Source organism: Terriglobales bacterium, assembly GCA_035624455.1.
GTDB lineage: Bacteria > Acidobacteriota > Terriglobia > Terriglobales > Acidobacteriaceae > DASPRM01.
Window position 1 is genome coordinate 1 of record DASPRM010000096.1, and the last position, 22,460, is coordinate 22,460.

Genomic DNA, 22,460 nt, shown 5'->3' on the forward strand with positions numbered 1-22,460 from the left:
TGCTTATCCTCAGCGTCGGATATCTACTGGTCCGGCGACGCCGACAGCCATGAGGCGCGTCTAGCAGTCCGGCTGCGAAGAGAAATACCCCGCCTAGGCTGCGCTTGAATGGGGCACCCTTAGGATGGGTTTGAACACTGACTACTGATTGCTGACTGCTGACCGCTGACCGCTCATTCTCACTGCAGGGTCAGCTCTCCCGTACCTACGTGAGCGTGGAGCGTATACGGACCATTTCCTTCCTTATGGAACGAGCGGAAGAGTCCTCCTTTCGAAATACCAAATGGCGGCGAATCGAGTTCGCCGCTGTAAACCGAGGCTTCCACGCGCGCGTAATCCCTGGGATTGCCAATGCCAATCACCAATTCTCCGGAATGCAGCTCGATATCCTTGTTGCCAGTTGTATTGCGAACTTCCAGGGACCCAAAAGGCATACGCACGTGAAGGTGGGTGTGGCGAGGGATCTCGATCAGGATCTGAAAATTTCCGGACGGGCCACCATGAATGTGCAAGTCGCCGGCGGCTCCTTGGGCTTTTAGGGCCACCTTCACGTTATGGCCTTGGTCAGCCTCTGTTCCCGCATAGCGAATTCTGATCCGGTTCTCGTCGCCGCCAGTGATGCGGATATCTCCTGACTGAACCTCCAGGTTCAGGTGCCCTCCGGAAGGAAACGGCGCCTCAAAACGTTGTTCGCCGATCTCAGGTGCTGGCCCATTTTGAGCAGAGGTGCTGACGAGGAAAAGAAGAGTTCCAAGGAGTCCGAAAAGCGCAAAGATCTCCATCCTGCGCATACATACCCCCTGCCATCCCTTTACGTAGACGGCAAGCCGTTAGTTCCAGGAATTCGGGTAGCACGAGGTACCTGGGGTCGGTAGAGTTGGAAGTTCGGAGAATGAAGTAACCCTGCTCAGACCCAGCAGGCTAGATAGAATAGGCCAACCTTGTTACCCCGAGTAGCACTTATCCGATGCTCCATTGTGCTATTCCTCTATGTCCTCAGCCGGATCGGGCAGGCTGGAGGGCGGATCGCTGGTCGGAAACGAATCTTCAATCGTCCTATCCAGCGCCCGTTCCCTGGTGGCTTTTTCTGAGGGCTTTTCCGGGCGTTGCGGGAATTGAGGCGGCCGGCGGGGGGAGCCGGGTTTTGGCGAGCCCTGTTGTTTGTCCTGATCAGGCATGGGACCTCCCGAGCTGGAGTAAAGGACTTAGCTTTCGATGCCTGAGTGACCGACCGGGTTGACCTTCCAATATTGTATGGATCGCATTCGTCCCTTGATCGATGGTTTCAGCGGCGCCCAGTCAGGCAGGCCAGCGGGCTCACGCCCGCAAAACAGCTCAACTTCGACTCCGCGCCCGCGACCCGCGGAGAACGCGGTCGAAAAACCAAGACGGGCGCGTCGTTCGGATGACACTCGCAACTACGTGATAACCCAGGCCAGGCAATTGGCAATCGGGCAAATTGTGTGCGGATGATCTGAAGAGTACCGGCCCGGAGAAGATCGCACAAAAAAGAGGGGATGGGCTGAGCCCATCCCCGTGAAGCAGCCGAGCTGCGAACTAGAACGTCAGCTTCAGAGCCAGTCGGTTGGGATAATGTTTCCTTGTACCCGAGTCTAGAAATTGATGGCAAGCTGTGACTTGATTCCATTTTGCCAATCTCGAATAGCGTGTTTTTGACGAGTTGCACCCCGCTCTGCCGCTCAGATGCCGGGTGCGCGGTGTCGGCTTGCAAGTTGTGATGAGGCCTCCGGCTCGATTAGGTTGTGTGCCGCAGCCGTTCAGCAGGACGATTTTCCCAGGTCCAGCTTCGCCGTTACCAGTTGTTCCTCGAAATCGGTCGACAGCTGAAATCCCAACTTCTTAAATACCGCGCACATTCCGGCATTCTCGATCATGGTTGTCGCAGATACGACCTGCAGCCGCTCATCGCGTGCGAACGACACCAGCCTCGCAATCAACTCCTTGCCTAAACCTTGGCCATGGTAATCGTCGCTGACCAACACCGCCACTTCGCCTTCACTTTTGGGGAACAGCTTCTGCAGCGTCCCAACTCCAATGACTCTCCGCTCCTGACTCGAAGCGTTCCACTGCTCAGCCAAGAGCGCTATTTCGCGGTCGTAATCGAGAAAACAGACCCGCACTAGCCGGTCGTGTGCCGTGCGGGTGCTGAGCTTCACGTGCTGAAAATACCGCAGGTATACACTGCGGTCGGATAGTCCCTGGTGAAATTTGATCATCAGCGGTTCGTCGTCGGCGCGAATTGGCCGGATCATCACCTGCTCGCCATTTTTCATCGTCCACGACGATGCATACTGCACCGGGTAGGGTCGGATCGCCGGCCTAGCCAGCTCGCCTTCGCCCAGTTCATTGCCGCACATCTCGCACCAGCCGCCCGCTGCGACCACTTGATCAGGTCCAATGGTGAGGGGATTGATTTCGAATTGTTTGATCCAGGGCTGTTCCACTATTAATTCGCTGAATCCTACCAGGAGACTGTGCAACCTCTTCAGGAGTGCCGGGTCACATTCGCTGCGCAGCGCCGCATAGAATTTACTTTGCTCTAGCATGCGGCATGCCAGTGTCGTATTCAGGGGCGGCAACGCGACAACGGCGTCGCCATAAGCATGTTTCCCGCGGTCGGCAGAGCCGAAGATCAAAACCGGTCCGAATTCCGGATCGACCTGCGAAGCGAGCTTTGCTCGGTAGCCCCCCTGTTCGGTTGCGCCATGATCGCTCGCGTTGATTCCGTACGCCTGCAGGACCGTTGAGACCTCCCGCGGAGAAAGCGTTTTCCGGCCAGCTCGGCGAACATCTTCGAGTAACTCGCCAATCGCCTTCTGTGCTCCAAACTGCTCTCCGGCGACATGTGCGATTGGCGTCTCATAGAGCGCCTGCAGGTCATAGCTGTAACGCCACATGTATCGAAATACCCGCGCCGCGGCCGCTGGCGAGGAGAATGTCGGGATGCATGCGCGGACGAGCGTCTCTTGCCCGGTTGCGGCATCGGCGACACCCATGTAGCTGAGCAACATCGGTTTTGAGTTGCCAGTTCTGATCTCCATCAGCAATTCCGAAGTACGTTGGGGATCGACGAGCGCTGACCGCGCGATAAGCAACAGCAACCCGTCGCAGTTCGGATCTTTCACTGCAAGTTCCACCAGTTTGACGTAGGTTTCGGCGCTACCGTCACCGATCAGGTCCTCGAACTGGTCCTTGCCTCGGGACATTTCCGCAACTTGCGCCCGGGTTTCTGGCGAAGGCTGCGCTAACACTACCCCCGACCGCACCACCATATCTCCTGCCAGCACTGCGGGACCGTCCGCATTGCTCACGACCATGAGCCTGGGTCCTTGCGGTCGCGGTTGCTTTGACAAGGCGTCGGCGGTGTAGAACAGGTCTTCCAGGTTGTCCACCTGGAGCACCCCTACCCTGCGGAACGCCGCCGCCAATACATCGTCGTCGCTGAGTACACAGCGAGAATTCCATGCGACGGCACCGATGGCGCTCGCATCTCGCCCGGTCTTCATGACGATGATGGGTTTGTCAAGCGCCACTTCGCGCGCCGCCGAGATCAGCGAACGCGCATCCCCGACCGAGCTTATCTGCATAATGATCGTTCGCGTATACGGATCGCTACCGAAGTAGTCGATCATGTTTCCCCAGCTGACGTTCAGCATTGTTCCAAGGCACGCGAATGCACTGAATCCGACGATATGCTTAAGACTCCAGTCCAAGACGAATCTGCTCAGCGTCGCGCTCTCGCCAAGAAAAGCTACCGTTCCCCCTAAGGGCATCGGCAGGCCTAAGGTGGCATTGAGGCCGATGATCGGATTTAGAACCCCAAGTGAGTTGGGGCCAATCACGCGCGTTCGGCTCCCGGCCAGAACAGCTCGCATCCGCTCCAGCATCTGGCTACGTTCCGTTCCCTTTGTCCCGAAGCCGCTGGAGAGCAAAATTACTCCCCTAACATTCTTTTCGACGCATTGTTCGATTAAATCGGGCGCGCCTTCCGGTGGTGCGATTACGATGGCGAGATCCACCTTCCCTGGAATTGCAGCGAGAGTCCTATACGAGTTTTGCGACTGCAATGAGTTCTCCCGCTGGACAACCCACGTCGTGCCCCGAAACTCGCTCGACGCCAGAGCGGCTTCTGTCATCTGAGCGATGGTTTCGTGGCCGCCTCCGTCGACGATCGCGATCGTTCTTGGCTTAAAAATCCCTTCGAGCGAGCCGGCATTGATGGCTGACGGTACCGCTAGAGCATTCCATTCCGGGCCAGTATGGGTTGTTGCTCCGATCATGCCTCCTCCTCCTCACCGGCAGCACGTCCTCAGCAGACGTTCGACCGCAGAGCCACCTTGCAACAAGAGGCGAGCTCGCAAGTTTGGTTGAGTCTCGTCCTCGCCTATGCTACTTAAAGATTCCCACCCGAACAAACATCTGCGTGCCACCACCCGTTTCGTTGAACGCCTGCGATATCAATGCGACGGTTTGCTGGTTGACTTAAAGATGGCGCTGAGCTGACGGATGGTCAGCGCGCCGCGATGGGCGGACAGCTGCTCGTAGACGCCCGGTTGAATTGTCGTGGTCAGATTAGCAGGTCAGAGAACAGCGTCAACATGACATCGGCACCCACCAGCGAAGTTACGCTCAGAGGCCCACAACTTGTGATTTTGAAGTGTGACCGTGTGACCAGAATTGAGTAGAAGTGAGTGTAAATCGTGGTCAAAAGCGGGTACACGAGAATTGCTCACAAAGTAATGAAGAAACGCGGGAACCCGCATAAATACTGGGGTTCCCGCAAGTCTAGCAGTCAGAACGTCAGCTTCAGAGCCATCTGAATGAAGCGGCGCTCATTGGGAATAGTGACTGTCGGCGCTGGGTTGACGCCCTTCTTGCCAACAATCGAGAAGGGAACGCCCGTGCCGAAGTTGCCGGCGTCGGCCTGCCCGGTCTGCACGTAGTAGTTGGAATGGTTGAACAAGTTGTAGAACTCGGTGCGGAACTGCAACTTGAACCGTTCGTTGATGGGGAAGTACTTCCCGATGGAGGCGTTGATGTTGTACCAGCCCGGACCGCGGAACATGTTGCGCCCCGACATGTTCGACGGGTAGCGGCAGTTCTGGCCGGTGGAGATGAGGTGGCCTGCGGCATTGGTCGTCATGTCGCAAGTTGGCAACTCACCCGATCCAACCAGCGGGTCGACATAAGTGTTCGAACCCGGCAGATTGAGGTAGGCAAAAGTATTGGGCGCCGTCGGATTCGCGGTGCTCGTGCTGCCCGAGAAAGCAAAGGCGGCGCTCGGAATATAGCGAGAGGCTATGGTGTCCGAACCCAGGAACCCGTTGCTGTCAAAAATTGTGAACGGATTGCCGGTATGTGCGGTGAAGATGGGTGCGAACTCCCAGCCATCCGCCACCTGCTTGAGCACTCCATGCGTGCCCTTGGCGTACGGCAACGTCCAGACCGCGCTCAAGGCGATGCGATGCCGTGCATCAAAATCAGCCGTGCCCTTGTCCACACGAGGATTGAAGGGATCCAGCAATCCGAGGAAGCCCTCGGCCTGCGGGGTCTCGCTGAAGGTTGAGCTGATGTTGTCGATGGCGTGCGAGAAGGTGTAGTTAGCGGTGATGTCCAGACCCTGATGGAACAGGTTGCTGGAAACGAAGCGCGTGTTCAGCGCGTTGTAATAGGAGAAGCCGTTGGCACCGCGGGTGTTCATGTTGCCGTATTGACGGTTAAGGCGGTCACCGGCATTGATGGTGGGATCAGATCCCAGGTAAATCACACCGTAACCGGCCTGGTTGTTGTTCTCGATCGAATACAGGTGGATGCCGTGTGTACCGCTGTATTCCAGGGCAACGAGCGAGTGACCAAGAACTTGCCGCTGCAACGACAGGTTCCACATTTCCGTGTAAGCGGTGGGCAGATCCTGGCGGACGTAGCGGAGGCTAGGCGGAGGCAACGCCTTCGTGCCGGTGCCTGCGAACGGCCCCAGGTTATCGGTGGTAATCGGTCCACCCGGAGTGAACAGTCCGTTGAACTGACCCGGGGGGTTCTGGATCACGTTGAAGGTGACGTTGCCAAAGTTACGCTCGTAGGCCATACCAAAGCCGCCGCGGAGGGAGGTCTTGCCATCTCCGAAGACATCCAGTGCAAAACCGACACGCGGGGCGAAGTTGTGATACTGCGGGTTCCACAATCCACCCACCGGACTCGCCGGGCTGTTGGCGGTGGCATCGACCGTGTACACCTGCCCGTTGCGGATTTTGTCGAAGTATGTTGCCCCCGATCCGAACACGAAGTTGGAATCCAGAGCAGCATCCTTGTTGTGCTGTACGCCGTAGTACTCCCAGCGCAGCCCCAGATTCAGCGTTAAGCGTGGGTTGAGCTTAAAGTTGTCCTGAGCATAGAACGCCATGTCGTTGTAGCGGTTGCTGCGCGAGAAGGAAGGCTGTCCGGTGGGCAGATTGATGGTGCAGGCAGGAGTTTGCTGAACCACTCCCGCCGCGTCTCTTATGCAAGGGAATTTTCCCTGTGGATCAACAACCACCTGGAACCAACCCGCCTGACCAGCTAACAGGTTCTCCAAATCGCCCGGCACGCCTCCTGTTCCGTTGAGCGCCTGTACGGCATTCTCGTAAGCACCGAACGTACGGTTATCGCGCGTATAGACGTATTCTCCACCGAAGTGGAATTCGTGCTTGCCTTTGGTCCAGGTGAACGCATGCGAGAACTCGGCGACGTTCTGCGGACCGCCAAAGGGAATACTGTTCCCCGGGGTTAACTGCGCGTAGCCCGGAAGGCTGATCGGGATCCCATTCACCGTAATTGCGGTGCTGGAATTGAAATACAGAGTGGGCTGAACCGGCTGAGTGGATGCCAGCGGCTGCTGGATGTTCAGGCGGTTAAACAGCACTTTCGTGTCACTCACCAGCCGCGGACTCCAAACATGGGTCAGCGAGTACATGAAGTTGTTGTTGAAATCGGTCTGGCCGGTATCGAATCCGGCATACGGGCTGTTGTTGACGGTTCCGGCAAAGAGAGTGCGATTGAACAGCGCGTAGCGGCCGAACATGCTGGTCTTGTCGGAGAGTTGGAAGTCAATCCGGTTAATGGTGTTGTAGTTGTTATTGGGATTGCCGCCACCGGAATCCGAAGGAACCGGATAGCTGACGACGTCAAACACCGGCGCACTGGTGCCATAAGCGGCAAGGTTGGGAGTAGCAGCGCTGGGATTGATGTTCAGCGACGCCAGGTTGAGCGTCTGCGTTTGCACCAGTCCGGAACGCAATGTCTGACTGGCGAAAAAGGCCTGGGAATTGGGCGCGGCCGCTGCCAGGAAAGCGGGATCCATGATCGCTGTGCGGGCATTGGCATTGCTGCGCACCCGCTGCCATTCTGTGCTGCTGAAGAAGAACAGCTTGTTCTTGATGATCGGCCCGCCGACCGCATACCCGAACTGATTGCGCGTGTACTTCGCCTTATCAACGCCGTTGGCGTTGTCGTCGTAATCATTCGAGGTCAGCGCCGAGACTCGGTTGAACTCATACAGCGAACCATGGAAGCTGTTGGTGCCGGACTTGGTGACCACGTTCACCACCCCGCCTGAGGCGCGGCCGTATTCAGCCGAGAAATTGCTGCTGGTGACCGTGAATTGTTCCACCGAGTCCAGCGGAACGGGCTGTCCTACGCGGGAGGTGTAGAGATCGACGTTCTCACCGCCATCCAGCAGGATGTCGGTGCTGGCCGAGCGCTGACCATTGACCGAAACGCCGGCGCCGCGCACGATCTGATCCCGCCCGCCGGTTCCGCCGGAAGGATCGGTGTTTACGTTGCCAAGGGTCTGCACGAAGTCATAGGGATCACGGGTGAGTGAAGGAAGCTGGGCCACCTTCTTGGTGTCTACCACCTGGGAAAGCGATGAGCTTTCGGTGTCTACCTGCGTCTCCGTCTGACCCACCACTTCAACGGTGGTCTCGGTTCCGGCCGCTTTGAGCTGAATGTCTAGACTGCTGCGGATACCCGGGGAGATGGAAAACTTCTGGGCCACATCGCCGAATCCCTTTTGCGAAACCTTCACCTCATAATTGCCCGGGGCCAGGTTGGGCACACTGTAACCCCCGCCGCTATCGCTGACGGTGGAGCGAACGGCATTCGTATCTGTAGAGCGAACTGAAACGGTGGCGCCGACCACGACTGCACCTGAGGCGTCAGTCACGGTGCCGCCAATACTGCCCTTTTCGAATTGGGCTAGAGATACTTGCGTGAACGCAAGCAACAGCAGCAGAGCGCTGACGAATCCCCGCATCAGCCGGGTTCGCCCGCAATTGGTGTGCGAGTGTATCTTCATCTCTCCTCCTGAAAACGACATGAAAGGGGAATAACTTTTGACGGCTACAAATTCAGCCGTCCAACGTGCCTGCAACCTGCCTACGATTCAGCGATCAGGTGTCCAGCAGCTCGACGGGTGGTACCTCCGGTTGCGATACGTCGCAACAGGTGCTCCCATCGTTTTCGCCGCAGAACTCGGCATATGGCAGGTTCGTCCCGAAGAGTGCAGTTCAAGCACCCAAGTCTGTTCATGGGCAACAGCTGGGGACTAGCAAGATTTCTACAGGGACCGGCTGGGAGATAATCGGGACCTTCTCAAGCAAGTTGCAACTGGATCCTGGCTCACCAACAACCAACTTCAGGGACACGAAATTCCGGTTCTCGTATCGGAAACAAGCTTGTTCCCGATTACCGTAGACCGTGTTGGGTTGAATTTCGTGTCGGCAGGGACAGAAATCCTGTCTGCTGTGATCAGGCCCCGGGAAAAGGCCCTACCAGATCCTGTAGGAACACCCGGCAAGCTTTATGCGGAATGGGAGGTCTTAACGAAACAATAATTTGGGGGTGCGCGTGTCTCTCCACCGCGGATTGCCCCAGAATCGCCCGGTGTGGTTTCGGCGCTAAGCTGGGATTTCTCGCATCGCTTGTCCTTTATATGCGAGCCAGCACACGAAAGGGCAGAGTTACGATCGCCCAAACCAGCTTCAACACTCCTTCCACCGCGATGCCGATGACTCGGAAGGGAAGCAGGATCAGCCAGACAAAGGGATAGAGAACCAGCGCCAGTAATGCCAGCGGCCAGCACAGCACAAATAGAAGACACCAGAGCAGAAATGAAAGCATAAGTGCGCCTCTAAGGATGATTACGCTAGAGGCAGTCTTCCGGTTCCGCAAAAACGTCCTGCTGGAGGTGGGTCCATGCGAGGTTTGTGGGGGACGGGCAATCTGGCCTGTCCGCACCGGGAGATGGAATTCGCTAGACGCTGGCAGGAGCCTCAGCCTCCGCGAACCGCTTCAGCGATTCCGCATAGGGAGGCTTCGCTACGCCACGTTCGGTAACGATGGCGGTAATGTATTTGTTGGGCGTGATGTCGAAGGCCGGATTCTCGATCTTGACCCCATCGGGGGCGATCTGCTTCCCTCCGATATGCGTCACCTCGCGCGCCGAACGCTGCTCGATAGGAATCTTGTTGCCATCGGGAGTGTCCATATCGACGCTCGACCAGGGGGCAGCCACATAAAAGGGAATGCCATGCTCGTGTGCGAGGATCGCGACCGTGTAGGTGCCGATCTTATTGGCGATGTCGCCATTGGCAGCAATGCGATCCGCACCCAGAACCACCGCGGCAATCTTTCCTTGCCGCATCATCGCGCCGGCCATGTTGTCGGCGATCAGAGTGGTTGGGATGCCATCTTTGACCAGTTCCCACGCCGTAAGGCGTGAGCCCTGCAGGAATGGACGAGTCTCGTCGGCATAGACCTGCAATTTCTTTCCCGACTCGACCGCAGCTCGAATCACTCCTAAGGCAGTGCCGTAGCCGCACGTTGCCAGCGCTCCGGCATTGCAGTGGGTGAGCACCCCGCCGCTGGCCGGCAATAGCACAGCGCCATTGCGACCCAGCGCTTCATTGGCGGCAATGTCCTCGAGATACATGCGCTGTGCTTCGGTGATAAGCGCCTGTTTGATCTGGGGAATGGGCAAATCCGAGATCAGCTCGAAGCGATCCTGCATGCGGCGAATGGCCCAGAACAGATTCACCGCAGTGGGACGCGTTTCCGCCATGGTGTCGCAGATCTGGTCGAATTCGCGTCGCAGTTCCGCGACGTGATCGGCTTCCGCATCGCGCATTCCGAGTCCGATGCCCATCGCGGCTGCTACGCCAATAGCAGGCGCCCCACGCACGACCATGTTGCGGATGGCATCGGCAACCTCTTCGTAGTTCGAGCAGGTGACATACACTTCTTCTGTCGGAAGCTTCGTCTGATCGATGAAGCGCACGCCCGCGTCAGTCCATTCCAGAGTTTTGATCATAGCTGTGATCAGGAATTCAGTATCTGTTATATCCAGTCTAAACGAGAGGATGGGGATTCGTCGCTGAGTGCAACGTCAGCCGTTCCGTAACTGCTGCAGGTGTTCCGCCCGCACGTCTGCCGCCGTGAAGATGCTGAAGAACGGTGCTGGAGCCGCGGCTTTCTCCACATTCAAGCGGCCACCTGCTTCCTCGCGCTCGACCAGGCAGATCACACCGGCAACCTCGAACCCGAATTCGCGCGCCGCTTCAATGGCCTGAATCGTGGAAGCGCCGGTCGTGCAGACGTCGTCCACAATCACTACCTTAGCGCCTTTCTCATGGAAGCCTTCGATGCGCTGCGCCATGCCGTGCTCTTTCTGAACCTTACGCACCAGGAAGCCGTCGAGGATTCGCGTGTCGGCGGGACCAGGGCAGGTATCGGGACGAGGTTTGCGTTCCTGCGCTTGCTGTGCCGTGAGCATCGCCACCGCAACCACGATGGGATCGGCGCCCAATGTCATGCCACCGATAGCCTGTACTTCCCAGCCGTGGCGGTAAATTTCGTCCAGCACTACTCGGCCCGTGAGACGCGCGCCCTCGGCGCTTAGCGTAGTGAGCCTGCAATCGATGTAGTAATCGCTGGTGGCGCCCGAAGAGAGCTTGAATTGGCCCAGACGAAACGATTTACTGGCGAGCAGAGACAGAAGCTGCTGGCGCGGCGTCGTGACCACAAAATTACATTAGCACAATTGCTTGGGCACGCCGGTTTGCCGCTGTAATGAGCAATCAGCAGTCAACAGTCCCACAGACTACCCCGCCCAAGCTGCGCTTGAACGGGGCACCCTCAGGAGTATCGTGAACGCGCGAACTGCTGATTGCTGACCGCTGACACCGCTTCTCAGGTTGCCTTTTCCAGATGCCGGAAGTGATCGGTACTCAGATAGAGCAGCGTGAAGAGCGTGGCGTTGTAGCCTACGTGGATCAGGAAGCTGGTGGCCACAGAGCCGGTACGTGCGCGAATAATTGTCAGTACCAGTCCCACGCCGAACAGCAGCAGCAGTGGAGCCCAGGCCGCCGCCAATTGAGAGGCGTGGATCAGCGCGAATCCCAGGGCTGTCAGTCCGATTGCCAGCCACAGCGGCAAATGCCGCGCCAGCACCGGATACAGAAAGCCGCGAAAGAACAGCTCTTCCATCAACGGCGCCAGTGTCACTCCGAAGATGGCCATCAGCCAGACGCCCGAAGTGTCGGTGAAATACTGCTCGATGGGCAGCGATTTGGGTATCGGCAGATAAGCAGAAGAAAATTGGACCGCGAGGGCCAGCGCAAATCCGGTGAGCAGATATCCCACGCCGACCGAGGGCCAGCGCCACTTGACGCTTTGCCAGAATGGCCGCCCTCGTTGGTGCAACAGAACCACCATGAAACCGAGAGTCAGAAAGTAAGCCGCAGCTTGGCCGGGAAGGATGATCTTGGGATTGCGCGCAGCGTCCGCGGTGGACATGCTCGGGGCAAAGCGGTGACTGGCGATGGAAAACGAGATGGACGTAAAGAAGAAGATAGCCACCACCGTGAGTAGCGCCATGCGGACGACGTCCATGAACGTCCAGGGGAGGCTGTCTGGCTGTGGCGGCTGCACCTGAACGGGGACAGGACTAAGCGATCCGGATTCCTGCTCCGCGGGCAGCAGCGGCGAATTGTCAGGCGCGGACATAGTTCCTAACAGAACTTTATTGGATGCGGCAAGCGGAAGGGAAGCAGGAAGTTTATGGGAGAGCTGCACCGCGTGGGACGCCCGCACGTAACTTGGATTAATCCTTGAATTCGCCCTAGAGTGATATCTGAAATGGGCAAAATCAAAATTCGGGTGGAGACCCTTCTTACCGGGCTAATCGTGTCCCTCACAATTGTCCTTCTCACGTTGGGCAATTACCACGAGCAGCATAAGGCGATGGCGCTCAGCGCACGCGGTGGTTCATTACTCGGGATAGACCCCAACTATGTTTCCCCTCTGACCGAGCTTGCGCATGGCATAACGATTCCCAGTTTTTTGCCAGCTGCTGTACTAGGAAAGGCCTTGGGAGGATTTACTCTGGGTGGCCACTACGTCGAGGCTAGGGATCTGGTTTTTGTCCCTCTAGCCGCGTTCTGGTGGTACGTGCTCGCCAGCTTTGTGCGGCATCGCGCAGAATTTGGCAAGAATCGAATACTCGGTGCGCCCCTGCGTCTACTCTCCACAGTAACGATTGCGGTAGCGTGCTGGGTCGGGATCTCCTTCATACGATTGCGACCAATTGAGGGTGGTTGGATCGTTGTATGGGGATTCTTGGGAATCGCCTATCTGTATCGAAGGGAACTCCGTTCATTCCTCTTGCGCTCCCACTCTTCCTACGCCGAATGATTCCTCGAATTGCCGAAATATCTCGTTAAAGCCTGGCCGGTGTATGACTTCTTCACTCGCGCCACCTGTTCGGGCGTGCCCTTGGCCACGATGCGGCCGCCGTCTTCGCCGCCCTCGGGACCGAGGTCGATGATCCAATCGGCGTTGCGGATAACATCCAGATTGTGCTCGATGATGATGACCGTGTTCCCCAGATCCGTGAGGCGGTGCAGCACGTCCAGCAGCTTCCGCACATCGTCAAAGTGCAAGCCGGTGGTCGGCTCATCGAGCAGATAGAGCGTGCGGCCAGTCTGGCGCTTGCTCAGCTCGCGAGCGAGCTTGATGCGCTGCGCTTCGCCGCCTGAGAGTGTCACCGCCGACTGCCCGAGATGGATGTAGCCCAGCCCCACATCCACCAGCGTCTGCAGCTTCTGGCGAATCTGCGGGAAGTTCTCGAGAACCGGCAGAGCATCGGAAACCGGGGTTTCCAGCAGATCGGCGATGGAGTAGCCGTTATATCGCACGGCGAGGGTTTCGTGATTGTAGCGGCGGCCGCCGCATACCTCGCACAGCACGTACACGTCGGGCAGGAAATTCATTTCAATGCGGCGCTGGCCTTCTCCCTGGCAAGCCTCGCAGCGGCCCCCCGCGACGTTAAAGGAGAAGCGACCGGCTTTGTAGCCGCGCTCACGCGATTCCGGCAGCATGGCGTAGAGCTCGCGGATGTGCGTGAACACCCCGGTGTAGGTGGCGGGATTCGACCGCGGAGTGCGCCCAATCGGAGACTGATCGATGCGAATGACCTTGTCCAGATTCTCAGTTCCCGAGATTGCCTTGTGCGCTCCGGGCTCTTCGCGCGAGCGGTAGAGTTTGCGCGCCAGCGCGCGATAAAGAATGTCATTCACCAGCGTGGATTTTCCCGATCCCGAAACTCCGGTGACCACGGTTATCACGCCCAGGGGAAAGGCGACATCGAGATGCTTAAGGTTATTCTCTGAGGCGCCCAGAACCGATAGAGCGTTGCCGTTGGGCTGGCGCCGCTCGGCGCGCATCTCGATCTGCGCGCGACCGGAGATGTACTGGCCGGTGAGCGAAGCCGTGCTCTGCATGATGTCTCCGGGCGGGCCTGCGGCCACCAGGCCGCCGCCATGGCGTCCTGCGCCAGGACCAAGATCGATCACGTAGTCGGCACGACGTATCGTCTCTTCATCGTGCTCGACTACGAGCACCGTATTTCCCAGGTCGCGCAGCGATTCGAGCGACGAAAGCAGGCGGGCATTGTCGCGATGATGCAAGCCGATCGAGGGCTCATCCAGAACGTAAAGCACACCCCGCAATCGCGAACCAATCTGCGTTGCCAGGCGAATGCGCTGGCCCTCGCCGCCGGACAAAGTTGCAGCCGAGCGGTCCAGTGAGATGTAGCCCAGCCCCACGTGATTCAAGAAGGAAAGGCGTTCTGCGATCTCTTTGACGATGCGTCCGGCGATCTGCTCCTCGCGTCCGCTCAGCTTGATCTCTGAAACCACTTTCACTGCTCGTGAAACCGGCAGTGCGGTGAAGTCCGCAATCGACATGCCGTTGACCTTCACCGCCAGGCTCTCCGGTCGGAGGCGCCTGCCGTGACACGCCGGGCATGTGGTGGCTGACATGTAAGTAAGCAACCACTCGCGATAGCTCTCGCTGGTGGCTTCTTCCATGTTCTGCTTCAGATAATCGAGAATGCCGCGGAAACCCGTCTTGCGCGGCTCTCCCGCATCAGGTCCGTAGAGCAGCAGGTTTTGATCTTTCGCTGACAGCTTTTCAAACGGCGTGCGCAGATCGATGTCGTAAGCCGCGGCAGCAATCTGCACCATGTGGTGCAGGTTTGTCGATCCCGAGCCCGGTCCAAGGGCGCCATCCAGAATCGGCTTGGACCAATCGACGATGACCTTGGCGGGGTCGAAGTCGTATTTGCTTCCCAGCCCATGGCACTCGGGACACGCGCCATAAACGCTGTTGAAGGAAAACGAGCGCGGCTCCAGCACCGGCACACTGATGCCGCAATCCGGACACGCCAGCCGCTCGGAATACAGGTGCTCTTCGCCGCCAACCACCGCCACCTGCACCAGCCCAGCTGCCAGCTTCATCGCCAGCGCCACGGACTGCTCCAGGCGATGCTCAATCCCGGGCTTCACCAGCAGGCGATCGATCACGACTTCGACAGTGTGGTTCTTGCGCTTGTCCAGCCGGATGTCCTCTTCCATGTTGCGCAGCTCGCCATCGATGCGCGCACGAGTGAAGCCATGCTGGACCAACTTCTCCATCTCTTTCTTGAATTCGCCTTTGCGGCCGCGAACGATCGGGGCCAGGATCATCACCCGGTCTTCCGGCTTGAGCGCCATTACGCGCGCCACGATCTGCTCTGCCGATTGTCGCGAAATTGCCCGTCCACATTGCGGACAGTGCGGCACGCCGATCGATGCGTACAGCAATCGCAGATAGTCATAAATCTCGGTGATGGTGCCGACAGTGGAACGCGGGCTGCGGCTGGTAGTTTTCTGCTCGATGGAAATGGATGGGCTCAGGCCGTCGATCGCGTCAACATCCGGCCGCTCCATCTGATCGAGAAACTGGCGGGCGTAAGCGGAGAGGGTCTCCACGTACCGGCGCTGACCCTCGGCGTAGATGGTGTCAAAGGCGAGCGACGACTTGCCTGATCCGCTGAGGCCGGTGATGACGGTCAGGGTGTTACGTGGGATCTCGACGTCGATGTTCTTGAGATTGTGCTGGCGCGCCCCGCGCACCGAGATTTTCTGAATAGCCATCACTGCCATGAGACCCTGTAAAAAACTGTGTCCCTGGCCAACCCTTCCGGCATCCTATTTAGCCAGAAGAACTTAAGACCTGGTGGCGTTTCGGCGCCCAAGGTACTAGTCCTTCGGTGAGGTAGAGGTGCTCAGTGAGTTCGGCGAAGATGGAACACAACCCTACTCCGTATCCTAGTAGCTAACAGCGCAGGCGGTCAACGCGCTTAGAGTGGAAGACCTGCTGGGAAGTATGACCGAACACTGCTGCGAAATGCTGCTGGAAGCGGTAGAGGGAGACGCGATCCTGAACCAGCCGCGCCTGCAGATGCACGGAAGGCTTTTGAACGAGATTGATTCGGATTATGCGGTTCGATCGCCAGCGGACCGGCCGAATCTGTATCCGATCAACTTCTGTCCGTTTTGCGGACGCGCACTCTCGCGGACGGTGTGGAACGCGGAGAAGAAGAAATGAAGTTCAGTTACCTGCCGCAATGCCAATGAGCTGGTGGGGAGTGTTCGGAAGCAGTCGGCGAGGCAAAGCAGGAACATCGGGAAGGGTGAAGGGGTTTTGAGTACATTCGCGAGCGTAGTGATTCTTCTGCTGACGATTGTCTTGTCATTGGCGGTTGGCATTGGAGCCGGCTACGCCATCATTACATCCATTCTGAGCGCCTTCGCGCACACGCCTCAGCCAAAGCCGGCAGCCGTCCTGGTCGAGCAGGAAACCATCGGCGACTGATCTCAAGAGATCGGGTAATCGGGTAAATGGGAATCGGGGGATGGCCCAAAACGGCTCGGCCAAAGCCGAGCCCCTTCAAGACTGATTTATGAGATGGAGATGGCTTCTGAGTGCTGAATGCTGATTGCTGAGTACTGACTACCGCTGTTGTTGCTGCTGCTGTTGTTGCTGTTGCTGCTGCAACTGCTGTATGCGCTGCAACTCCTGCAACATCTGCTCGGGAGTGCGGACCTGGGGCTGTTGCTGCTGCTGTTCGGAACCTTCAGCCTGGGGCGTGGTATTAGGCGCGACCGGCTGAAGTCCTGTCCCCGGCTGTATCTGATACCCGGGTTGAACTGCGGGTGGGACACCACCGGGCTGATTCGGTGCGCCCGGCTGAGCTACCTGTGGCGGATTGGGGTTTGGCTGCGGAGGTGGGGGCTCCTCGGCCGCCTGATCTGAGTCGTCATCGTCAGCTACTACGGCGGGAGGCTTGTTGGCAGCGCTCGCAGGCGGACCGCCGGGTCCTGCAGGTCCAGACGGAGCTTTCGCGGAGCGTGGCGTCAAGATGATTCGCTCGATGCCAGAAGGGTCCATGGCGGAACTGACCATCACGTAATCGAACTTCGATCCCGCCAACAATTGCGACATCACATCGCGCGCCGGACCCGGCCCCACCTTGCTGGCGACGCGCTCGGTTCCCGGAGTACCGGTGATGTCGATGTCGGCTCCGGTAGCTTTGTGAACTGCCGCCAGGATGTCGCTCAGATTAGAATTCTGCGCGTCGATGGTCAGCATTCCATCCTGATAACTGACGTTCGGCACCTGCGCCGGCATCTGCTCGGGGGTCGGGGGCGGAGGCGGAGGAGCGGGAGGTTCCGCGACAGCCGGTTCTGTCATCTTAGAAACCGCGCGCGAGCGCTTGCCCGAATGCTGGGCACCGCTGGCCAACGCGGGAACGCAGGACAGAAAAAAGACTGCCAAAAGCGTCAGGGCCCCGGATTTGGAAGGCAGGAGGGACATCGCGAGTGAAACCCATTTTATACCCCATTGCAATCGCCCGGCGGGCTAAAAGAGGAGCAAAATGAGCAATCGCAAAGTTACTCTGGAGCAAACTGCCGGAATCATTTCGAGGGCTGTTATGGTGACCATGAGCTACTTTCGGCGAGCCGGTTGGGCGAGGATCAGCTCAGGCTGGCTGGGAATTTTCATCGCAGTCGTCGCGATCTGCGGCTTCGCACAGGAGTGCCAGATGGCCGGCGACATGGACGCAGGCACGCACAGCGCTCTTGAGCGGACTGCCCAACAACTCTTTCAGTTGGCCGGACAGGGTGACGCCGGCAAGCTGCGGCAGAACTCGATCCCCAGCGTGGCCGGGAACTTCGACTCCATCGCCGCGGCCGTGCTCGAGAACAAACCCAACCTCGCCGGAGCCACGGCCACAACCCGAGGCAGTTATCTGCTGGTTGCCTCAGGCGGTGCGACTCTTCCTCGGGCGGAGTTCTATTGTGGAGTTTTCAATTCGCCAGACCGTGTCAGCTTCGTGATTTCAAACCTGCCGCCGGGACGCTACGGGGTGGTGATCCTCGATGCCAAGGGCGGCAAGCAGGCGGAGTCAGTGTCTTTCGTGTTGCAGGAAGCTGCGGGGGCGTGGAAGCTGGGCGGACTCTATTTTCGTTTCACCGAGACCGGCGGCCATGATGGCAAGTGGTATCTGGACCAGGCCAGGCAATTCAAATCCAAAGGCCAGCTGCACAATGCCTGGTTCTACTACCAGGAAGCGATCAACCTGCAGGAGCCAGTGCCGTTTATGAGCACTGGGCTGCTGGACCGCATCTACGAAGAAGCGCAGGCGGCGAAGCCTGCCGACCTCCCCGGTGAGCACCCGCTGCAGCTCAGCGCCGCGGGAAAGACGTTTACGGTGACCAAGCTGGGCACAGCTTACTTTGGAACCAACCTTGAGCTGGAGATGACCTACTCGGTTGCGGATGTCTCCAACCGCAGCGCCGTTTATAACGACAACCTGGCGGCGATCAAGGCATTGGTGGCTAAGTATCCCGAGCTGCGCGAAGGCTTCAGCGAAATCGTCGCCCGTGCGGTGACCCCGTCAGGCCAGGACTACGGAACGCCGATGGCGACCAAGGACGTGAAGTAGCGCGATGTCTACTTTCAAAATCTATTATTTTCATTTGGTTACGAGAGGGTAGTCCCGCAGGATATTGAGCCTCCGCGAGTTAAATCTCAAAGTCTTGAAAGATAAAGCGCCAAGGTAGCCGACTCGGCGACAGTGAGCGCGCGATTCCGGTTGCAGGACACCGAGCCTGGTTTTGCTTGACTCTCGCGGGCTGAGCGTTGTTCGTTGTCTTGGTGCATCGATCGTAAATCCTGCCTCTACTTTCAGTGTAGCGAATTGCAAGGGGTGATTGGGACATTGGAGGAGGCGATTTATCTCCTGAATCTCCAGGAGATTAGACAGGGGAGCGGACGGGTGAGGGCTTGACAGGCTATTTGCTGAGGACCACGAACCAGAGATACGGTTTCAGACCCAGCCTTCGCTGCGCTCTGGATGGGGCACCCAGAGTTTGAGGGATGAAAATAGAGAGTGAGCCACCCATGAAGGACGTATGGAGATGAGTCGGAGTGGACGGGAAGAAAGCGTGAACGGGCGGCAGGCAGACTGTGCCGAGCGGTGGAACTGCCCCACTCAAGCCAACAGAGGGCTTGAGTGGGCCACCCGGCGTGATGTAGTCATTCACCGGCACGACAATTCTGTGCCGCGTTCAAGTGCAGACTGGGCCAGAGCTCGTTGGGCATGCACTTTGCCCTTCCTCATCCCGATCCATCGGAACACAAAAATTCAACCTCTTGTTGACACCAGGCTGACATCCGCAAGAGCGGTCTTGATTATGCTGCCAGGTTGTCAAAGGAGGACGAAATGGCCGTTGATACGGATAAATTGAATTCTTTCGTGGGGCGTTTTGTGGGTGACCTGGGTGCGGCCGTGCATGCCGGAATGGTAGTGATTGGCGAGAGACTAGGACTGTACAAGGCTCTGGCTTCGCGGCCACTCACCGCAGCGGAGCTTGCCGCCAAGACCAAAACCGATGAACGCTACGTGCGTGAATGGCTGTGCTCGCAAGCCGCAGGCGGTTATGTGACCTACTATGAGAAGTCAAACAAGTTTGGGCTCAGCGAGGAACAAGCATTTACGCTGAGCGACGAAAGCAGTCCGGCGTATCTTCCTGGAGCCTTTCAACTCGCGGTAGGTTCGCTGGCCGCAGTGCCGCGAATTACCGATGCTTTTCGCACGGGCGCCGGAATGGGCTGGCACGAACACGACGACGGCGTGTTTCATGGATGCGAGAGGTTCTTTCGCCCTGGCTATGCCGCTAATCTGGTGACCTCATGGATTCCCGCACTGGAAGAGGTGAAGGCGAAGCTGGAAGCAGGGGCGCGGGTCGCCGATGTGGGTTGTGGCAAGGGCGCTTCCACGCTGCTGATGGCCAAATCGTTTCCCAAGTCACAATTCTTCGGCTTCGATTACCACGATAAGTCCATTGAGGCGGCGTGTGCATCCGCGAGGCGGGAAGGAGTCGCCGACCGTGTGAAGTTCGACGTAGCTAAGGCCAAGGAGTATCCGGGAAAAGACTACGACTTAGTGGCGGTGTTCGACTGTCTGCATGATATGGGCGATCCCAAGGGGGCAGCCAGGCATGTGCGGCAGTCACTCAGCAAAGATGGGACGTGGATGATCGTCGAGCCCTTCGCCAATGACGATCTGAAAGACAACCTGAACCCGCTGGGCAGGGTTTACTACTCGTTCTCGACCTTGCTGTGTACTCCCTGCTCGAGGTCGCAGGAGGTGGGGCTTTGCCTGGGAGCCCAATCCGGGGAGGCAAGAATCCGGGAGGTTGTAACCGGATCGGGATTCAGTCGCTTTCGGCGAGCCGCAGAAACTCCTTTCAACATCGTTTACGAAGCCCGGCCCTAAGCCGGGTGGGGGCTGGCTTGATTTTTCTGTACCCTGGGTGCTGCTGAGGCATTGTTTTCATTAGCTTAGCGAGAATTTCCCGGCACAATATACATTCTGAAGGGGATGAATCCTAAGATATTGGACCGGGTGACGTTGGACGTCGGGTGAAGTTTGCATGAGTACTCTGTCGTGCCTGACGGCACTCACAATTTTGATTTTGCAGTCTTCAGGGACGGCGTGAAGGCCCGTCCCCTTCAAAACCATTTGTGAGAAGCGAGTTTTTCACTGGCCTGTGAAGCCGCGCACCTTCAAGACCACAGCCTCTACTTTCAGTTTAGCGAAATCAGAGAGGTAATTGGGACATTGCAGGCGAAGCTATTTTTCGTTGCGGTTCAGGAAGATACGGATAAATTCGGAAGACGAGGGGCTTGACAAGAAGTCAGAGGTCGGAAGTTAGAGATCGGAAAGTTCGAAGGGCAGCGCGCAACTTCGAGACACCTCGCGATTAACTGAACAAGACTAAGGATGATCGCCTGCCGGGGGCGGCTTGCATTGTCTCTTCCAGGTGGGGCTATTCTTCTGGGCTGTAACCGCGATCCCAAAAAATGTCGACCATGGCTCCCGGAACAGTCATTTTTCCGCGACCCAAACGGGCGGGTCCTCACGACCGAGGACTTGCGTGGAGCAACGGGCACGTTCAGGTGCTGAGTCGCCGGGAATCACGCGGAGGAAGATTTCTGTCTAGCTCTGGGACGAACCAAAGATCTGGATACGGTCACAATCTCTCGAAGCGATTCGTCGGAAAGGAGCTGATACTTGATTCGACGCGGGTGTTTTACCCCATTGTAGGTGATCGAGTCACAAAACAAGAGATCCATGGCTTGCAGATCCCTCGCGGTAAGCATCGTGGTTTCGCCAGCTACTCTTGTTTCGACATCTTTTCTTGAAACGTTCGAATCCGCGACTCTGGGCTCCTGCGTCGTCTGCGCCGCCCATTCTCTTGCGAGAGAAGGGGAGTACTCTTCCGGGTTGAACCGCCGAAACTGCAAACGTCGAACCGGAGTGCCGTCGTTGTGCTGAAATTCCATAAGAAACAGCTGGAATGAATGCCGATCACCGACTACGCCGGCAATCGGACCGCTAGCAGTCTTTAGCCCCGCGGCACTGATGGAAAGCACGCCTAACATAGATGGCTCAGAGAGACTATCGACAATTTCAAGGTGGGGTTCCATTGGCGCGTAAGTGATAGGAACAACATTTCTGTGTGCAGCGGGAATGCATTTCAGCCCATCTACCAAATAGTGCGGAGTCAGCATGACAGCGCCAATTGCCAGGCCGGGATTCTGCCGCAGCATTGAAACCGAGCACGTCTCCGGAGCGTATCCGATCGCCTCTCGTATTTCTTCCCTCATCAGCTCGCCCAGCCCTTTTTCCGGCTCCACAATGAGTAAATGATCCGGGGGCTCCGCCAATAAGCGCTCCTGGAGACGGGCCGCAAGTTGCTGCAGTGAGTAGCCGTGCTTCTGGGCCAGTTGAACAGTGCGGTCGATGAGGTCATCAAGGCTGTCCGCACCTGACGCATTGTCATTGATCGCTCTCGCGTGTTCCACAATGACGAGGCGACTGCCGGGTCGACTGACTAGCCAGCCTTCGCGCACGAGGTCTGCATAAACACGAGCCACGGTGTTCTTATGCACGCCGAATCGACGTGCGCATTCACGAACGCTGGGCATGGGGTGACCGATCGACAGCTCTCCAGATCCGATGAGGAAAATGATCTGTTCGCGCAGTTGTTGGTGCACAGGCACTTCACTGTGCTTGTTGATATGAATTCTCATCGCTCCGGACGGAAAGAGCGTACCCAGATCTTCCACCGTGCGCAACTAATTGCGTCTCGGCATGTCTGTTCTGAACCGTCGTAGTGACAGTCGAAAGACTGTCACCACCAATGTGGCAGAACTTATGTATGAGCCGCTACGCTGCCTGCAGAAGGTGGGAGATGGCTAACACAACCCTGCGTTGGGCTCTAAGAATGTGCCGTTTGGTGACAGTCGTTATTCTGCTGGCCGTCGCGTCCCATGCGCAAGATCCTTGTGCGAACAACGAGCATCGTGCACTCATTCTGAGTGGTGGAGGGGTAAAAGGGGCATTTGAAGCCGGTGCGATTTATCACCTCGTCGTACTTCGTGGTTGCGACTTCCAAGATTTTGCCGGCGTTTCCGTTGGCGCGCTGAATGCCGCTATGCTGGCGCAGGCT

16 protein-coding genes are annotated in these 22,460 nt (G+C 57.7%); 6 read left to right on the plus strand and 10 right to left on the minus strand.

The window, feature by feature from the left end; all coding sequences use genetic code 11:
• Nucleotides 1–179 precede the first annotated feature (179 nt).
• The 7 genes from VEG30_10340 to VEG30_10370 form a co-directional block, all read right to left on the minus strand.
• Nucleotides 180–791: a hypothetical protein gene (locus VEG30_10340; GenBank protein HXZ80317.1), complete on the minus strand. Its 612-nt coding sequence runs from the start codon at nt 789–791 to the stop codon at nt 180–182.
• A gap of 987 nt (nt 792–1,778) precedes the next feature.
• Complete coding sequence (locus VEG30_10345) at nt 1,779–4,301, minus strand: GNAT family N-acetyltransferase (protein HXZ80318.1); 2,523 nt, start codon at nt 4,299–4,301, stop codon at nt 1,779–1,781.
• A 512-nt stretch (nt 4,302–4,813) separates the two neighbouring features.
• Nucleotides 4,814–8,353 (minus strand): carboxypeptidase regulatory-like domain-containing protein, encoded by a 3,540-nt coding sequence (locus VEG30_10350; protein HXZ80319.1) that lies wholly within the window; start codon nt 8,351–8,353, stop codon nt 4,814–4,816.
• Nucleotides 8,354–8,985: 632 nt separating this feature from the next.
• Nucleotides 8,986–9,177, minus strand: a complete 192-nt coding sequence (locus VEG30_10355) for a hypothetical protein (GenBank protein ID HXZ80320.1) — start codon at nt 9,175–9,177, stop codon at nt 8,986–8,988.
• 133 nt (nt 9,178–9,310) lie between these two features.
• Nucleotides 9,311–10,366 carry an S-methyl-5-thioribose-1-phosphate isomerase gene (mtnA, locus tag VEG30_10360; GenBank protein ID HXZ80321.1) on the minus strand — a complete coding sequence of 352 codons (1,056 nt, stop codon included), beginning with the start codon at nt 10,364–10,366 and terminating at the stop codon, nt 9,311–9,313.
• A 75-nt stretch (nt 10,367–10,441) separates the two neighbouring features.
• A complete protein-coding gene (gene pyrE, locus VEG30_10365) occupies nt 10,442–11,077 on the minus strand; it encodes an orotate phosphoribosyltransferase (protein HXZ80322.1) in 636 nt (211 codons plus the stop codon).
• 167 nt (nt 11,078–11,244) lie between these two features.
• Nucleotides 11,245–12,060, minus strand: coding sequence for a CPBP family intramembrane glutamic endopeptidase (locus VEG30_10370; protein HXZ80323.1), 816 nt, complete (start codon nt 12,058–12,060; stop codon nt 11,245–11,247).
• Nucleotides 12,061–12,192: 132 nt separating this feature from the next.
• Between VEG30_10370 and VEG30_10375 the strand changes: the two genes are divergently transcribed.
• The gene (locus VEG30_10375; GenBank protein ID HXZ80324.1) at nt 12,193–12,747 is read left to right on the plus strand and encodes a hypothetical protein; all 555 of its coding nucleotides are present in this window, start codon (nt 12,193–12,195) and stop codon (nt 12,745–12,747) included.
• Here VEG30_10375 and uvrA read toward each other — a convergent pair.
• On the minus strand, nt 12,735–15,530 hold the full coding sequence (gene uvrA, locus VEG30_10380; GenBank protein HXZ80325.1) for an excinuclease ABC subunit UvrA: 2,796 nt from the start codon (nt 15,528–15,530) through the stop codon (nt 12,735–12,737). The two genes, VEG30_10375 and uvrA, sit on opposite strands and share 13 nt — an antisense overlap.
• Nucleotides 15,531–15,762: 232 nt before the next feature.
• Here uvrA and VEG30_10385 point away from each other — a divergent pair, with 232 nt between their 5' ends.
• Nucleotides 15,763–15,984: a hypothetical protein gene (locus tag VEG30_10385; protein HXZ80326.1), complete on the plus strand. Its 222-nt coding sequence runs from the start codon at nt 15,763–15,765 to the stop codon at nt 15,982–15,984.
• A gap of 96 nt (nt 15,985–16,080) precedes the next feature.
• Nucleotides 16,081–16,251: a hypothetical protein gene (locus VEG30_10390; GenBank protein HXZ80327.1), complete on the plus strand. Its 171-nt coding sequence runs from the start codon at nt 16,081–16,083 to the stop codon at nt 16,249–16,251.
• Nucleotides 16,252–16,389: 138 nt separating this feature from the next.
• On the opposite strand, the gene VEG30_10395 is transcribed toward VEG30_10390, so the two are convergent.
• On the minus strand, nt 16,390–17,130 hold the full coding sequence (locus VEG30_10395) for a hypothetical protein (protein HXZ80328.1): 741 nt from the start codon (nt 17,128–17,130) through the stop codon (nt 16,390–16,392).
• 184 nt (nt 17,131–17,314) lie between these two features.
• Here VEG30_10395 and VEG30_10400 point away from each other — a divergent pair, with 184 nt between their 5' ends.
• Together VEG30_10400 and VEG30_10405 are read left to right on the plus strand one after the other, a co-directional pair.
• Nucleotides 17,315–18,385 (plus strand): hypothetical protein, encoded by a 1,071-nt coding sequence (locus VEG30_10400; GenBank protein HXZ80329.1) that lies wholly within the window; start codon nt 17,315–17,317, stop codon nt 18,383–18,385.
• A 780-nt stretch (nt 18,386–19,165) separates the two neighbouring features.
• The gene (locus VEG30_10405) at nt 19,166–20,221 is read left to right on the plus strand and encodes a class I SAM-dependent methyltransferase (GenBank protein HXZ80330.1); all 1,056 of its coding nucleotides are present in this window, start codon (nt 19,166–19,168) and stop codon (nt 20,219–20,221) included.
• 701 nt (nt 20,222–20,922) lie between these two features.
• Here VEG30_10405 and VEG30_10410 read toward each other — a convergent pair.
• On the minus strand, nt 20,923–22,077 hold the full coding sequence (locus VEG30_10410; protein HXZ80331.1) for a GntR family transcriptional regulator: 1,155 nt from the start codon (nt 22,075–22,077) through the stop codon (nt 20,923–20,925).
• Between the two features lie 125 nt (nt 22,078–22,202).
• On the opposite strand from VEG30_10410, the gene VEG30_10415 reads away from it, so the two are divergent.
• Nucleotides 22,203–22,460: patatin-like phospholipase family protein (locus VEG30_10415; protein ID HXZ80332.1), on the plus strand; the 258-nt coding region annotated here is incomplete at its 3' end.